The 3,153-nt window shown below is 56.7% G+C and carries 3 protein-coding genes; all 3 read right to left on the bottom strand.

The features are described from left to right. Window positions 1-77: 77 nt before the first annotated feature. The 3 genes from HQL65_20470 to HQL65_20460 all read right to left on the bottom strand — a co-directional run bounded on the left by HQL65_20470 (window position 78) and on the right by HQL65_20460 (window position 2,821). Window positions 78-1,511 carry a (Fe-S)-binding protein gene (locus HQL65_20470; GenBank protein ID MBF0138609.1) on the bottom strand — a complete coding sequence of 478 codons (1,434 nt, stop codon included), beginning with the start codon at window positions 1,509-1,511 and terminating at the stop codon, window positions 78-80. A 114-nt stretch (window positions 1,512-1,625) separates the two neighbouring features. Further along, window positions 1,626-2,330 (bottom strand): respiratory nitrate reductase subunit gamma, encoded by a 705-nt coding sequence (locus HQL65_20465; protein ID MBF0138608.1) that lies wholly within the window; start codon window positions 2,328-2,330, stop codon window positions 1,626-1,628. Window positions 2,331-2,485: 155 nt separating this feature from the next. Beyond that, window positions 2,486-2,821 (bottom strand): TusE/DsrC/DsvC family sulfur relay protein, encoded by a 336-nt coding sequence (locus HQL65_20460; GenBank protein MBF0138607.1) that lies wholly within the window; start codon window positions 2,819-2,821, stop codon window positions 2,486-2,488. Window positions 2,822-3,153: the final 332 nt, after the last annotated feature.

Here is a 3,153-nt window from a genome sequence, read left to right as displayed (position 1 = left end):
ACAGCCCTTCCTCCTGGACCTCCATCCCAGTTTTTCATTCGTTTTTTTTCGAAATCAACAAGTTATTAGACAGCATCTTATACGATACCCCGTTTGGCACCGATCTGGATGGCATTGTTGACCAGGGCATGGACCCCGCCGACGGCTTCCATGGGAATGCCATACATGGGGAACATTTTATTGAACTGCGCCTTGCAGATGGCGCAGATCAGGGCCACATAGTTGACGCCATCCTCTTCCATGACCCGTTTCAAGGCGGTGATGCGGGGCAGGACTCCTCGGACACGCAGATCCATGAGTTCATCGGTGAGCAGACCGCCGCCGCCGCCGCAACAGAAGGTGCGTTCGCGGATGGTGTCGGCATCCATTTCCACAAACTTATTGGTGGTCGCACGGATGAGGGCACGGGGAATTTCAAACTGGCCCCCTGCCGATGGTCCCATGCGCGAGGCACGTGCCACGTTGCAGGAGTCGTGGAAGGTGACGGTGAGATCGTCATTGGCTTCCTTGTCGAAGACCAGGGCACCGCGTTCGTTCAGTTGGTGCGTGAATTCACAGATGTGCTGTGGTACCGGATAGTTTGGATCCAGGAAATCGAAAGGTCCGTTGAGGGTGTTCCAGAAGCTGTAGGCCACCCGCCAGGCATGGCCGCACTCGCCGACGACGATGCGTTTGACGCGCAGTTCGCGGGCCTTGTCGGCGATGCGTTTGGCAATTTTTTGTTTTTGGGCGAAGCTGCCGATGAACATGCCAAAGTTGGCGGCTTCGGAGGCGAAGGAACTGATGGTGAAGGAGATGCCGGCCTGATGGAAGACCTTGGCGTACCCCATGAGGGAGCTGATGTGGGGTTCGCTGAAAAAGTCGGCGGAGGGAGCCACCAGGAGGACATCGGCCCCTTCCTGATCGAGCGGGAGGCGAATTTCGTGGCCGGTGTTGTCCAGGAGGTCATCTTCGAGAAACTGGAGGGTACCGGTGAGGGCCGGTCCGGGGATGCCCAGGTTGTTGCCGATGGCGTGGACCTTGCCGACGATTTCGGTGGTGTATTTATGGCCGACGCCGATGGCATCCATGATTTCCCGGGCGGCCATGGAGATTTCGGCGGTATCGATGCCATAGGGGCAGAAGACCGAACACCGACGGCACTGGGAACATTGGTGGAAGTAGGTAAACCACTTTTGCAGGGCGGTTTCGTCGAAATCGGTGGCGCGGACCAGTTTGGGGAAGAGCTTGCCGGCTGGGGTGAAGTAGCGGCGATAGACGCTGCGCAGGAGTTCGGCGCGCTGGACCGGCATGTTGTTGGGATCGCCGGTACCCAGGTAGTAGTGGCATTTGTCGGCGCAGGCACCGCATTTGACGCAAATGTCCATGTAGACCTGGAGGGAGCGATACTTGTGGAGCATTTCCCCCAGTTTTTCAATTCCTTTTTGTTGCCAGTTTTCGACCCGGGTGCCCGGGAAGTCCAGGGGAGTCATATGTTTTTCGGCGGCGGGATAGGGCCGCAGGTGAGCCATGGTCCCTTCCTGGATCTGGGGGACTTCAATGTCGTCTTTGACTTCCGGTACGGCGTGATCGTCAGCCACTGGGTGTACTCCTTGTGAGGGATCCTGGCACCGGGCGAGGCGGGATTATTCCGCCACTGCCCAGGGATTGACGTGTTTTTGTTCCCGGGGATTATCCACCTGATTGCGGGTCGGGCTGAAGAAAATGCCACCCAGGTGCATCAGCTTGCTGAAGGGGAAGATGACCATGAGAACCAGGACCAGAAGGAAATGGACCACGAACAGGGCATCTTCCGGGGTGGAGAAGCCCTGGAAGGTCACCCATCCCAGCATGGCGGATTTGATTTCCACAATATCGGGCCGGAAGACGAACTGCATCAGCAGGCCGGAGATGCCGATGGCCAGGAGCAGGACCAGGATGGCGTAGTCAGCGAATGAAGAAATATAACGGGTACGATCCACCCAGAAGCGGCGGACCAGCAAAAACCCCAGGCCTCCCACCATGGCCAGACCGGCGACGATGCCGGCGATCTGGATGTAGGCAAAAGCCTCGGGCAGGGGTTGGACGAAATAGCGCAGATGCCGGATCAGGACCAGGGCAAGCGCGGCGTGGAAGAGGTAGCCGCCGAGCCAGGTCCATTTGTTGCCTTTGAACAGGCTGTTGAAGAAGGCCACTTCGGTGAACAGTCGCCAGACCACGCCGCTTTTGCAGACTGGAGCCGGGGTGGTGGGAATTTTCAAGGGAGCGGGTGACCGCCAGTAGGTCCAGATCCGCCATCCGAAGCCCAAGACGAATGTCAGCAAGGCGAGGTATGCGATCAGCGCCAGCATCGGGTGTGACTCCCTTCACGGGTGGGTTATCGTGGTCGGGCCATGGGACAGGGACCGGTTGCCATGCGGGGCGTTACGGATGGCGTGGCACCGCAGACAACCGGTTTTCCAGCGGCTCCGGCAAAAGATGCGGAGCCGTGCCCGTTTTTTTTCTCTCAGACGCAGCCGGTCGGTTTGGGCAGGCCGGCGATTTTGCAGGCCTGTTTGGCGGGGCCACCTGGATAGAGATCGTACAGGTATTTGGTGTTGCCCTTGTCCTTGCCCAGTTTTTTGCCGATGGCCTTGGTCAGGATGCGGATCATCGGGGCAATTTTGTACTCTTCGTAGTATTCCCGGAGGAAGTTGATCACTTCCCAGTGGGATTCGCTCATATCGACGCTTTCCTGTTCCGCCATGTACTTGGCAACATCTTCATTCCAGTCGGACAGGTTGGCGAGGTATCCTTCTTCATCGGTTTCATAGGTGCGGCCATTCAGTTCGAAGCTCGGCATCTTCGCATCTCCTCGGTGGCGTGGCTAAATTGCCTGTCGTAACGATTTCTACAGAGATCGAAATGGAGGGGTTTGAATATCATCCATTGGAATATCATGATTTGCTAACGTATGGCAAGGACCTGTTGGCACCTGTCGTGAAATATGCAAAATCAACCTGTCCCGGCAATCGGTTACGGGGGTTCGGTTGACTTGCGCGTCCAGGTTACACAAAATGGCGGGTCATGGACAAGGGATGGATTTTTTGTACTTCGTGTTTTGGGTGCCAATGGACTCAAGAGGCTGTCCATTAACCCTCGGATAAAAAAAATTGGAAAGAAAGATTTTATTGG

It is taken from the genome of Magnetococcales bacterium (genome assembly GCA_015228935.1).
Lineage (GTDB): Bacteria > Pseudomonadota > Magnetococcia > Magnetococcales > DC0425bin3 > HA3dbin3.
The sequence above is the reverse complement of the archived record's forward strand: the minus strand, read 5'-3'. Positions and strand labels throughout refer to the sequence as shown.

Bases quoted from the DNA above. Each gene is read 5' to 3' on its own strand.
- HQL65_20470 (MBF0138609.1), bottom strand. From the start codon at position 1,511: ATGGCTCACCTGCGGCCCTATCCCGCCGCCGAAAAACATATGACTCCC.
- HQL65_20465 (MBF0138608.1), bottom strand. From the start codon at position 2,330: ATGCTGGCGCTGATCGCATACCTCGCCTTGCTGACATTCGTCTTGGGC.
- HQL65_20460 (MBF0138607.1), bottom strand. From the start codon at position 2,821: ATGCCGAGCTTCGAACTGAATGGCCGCACCTATGAAACCGATGAAGAA.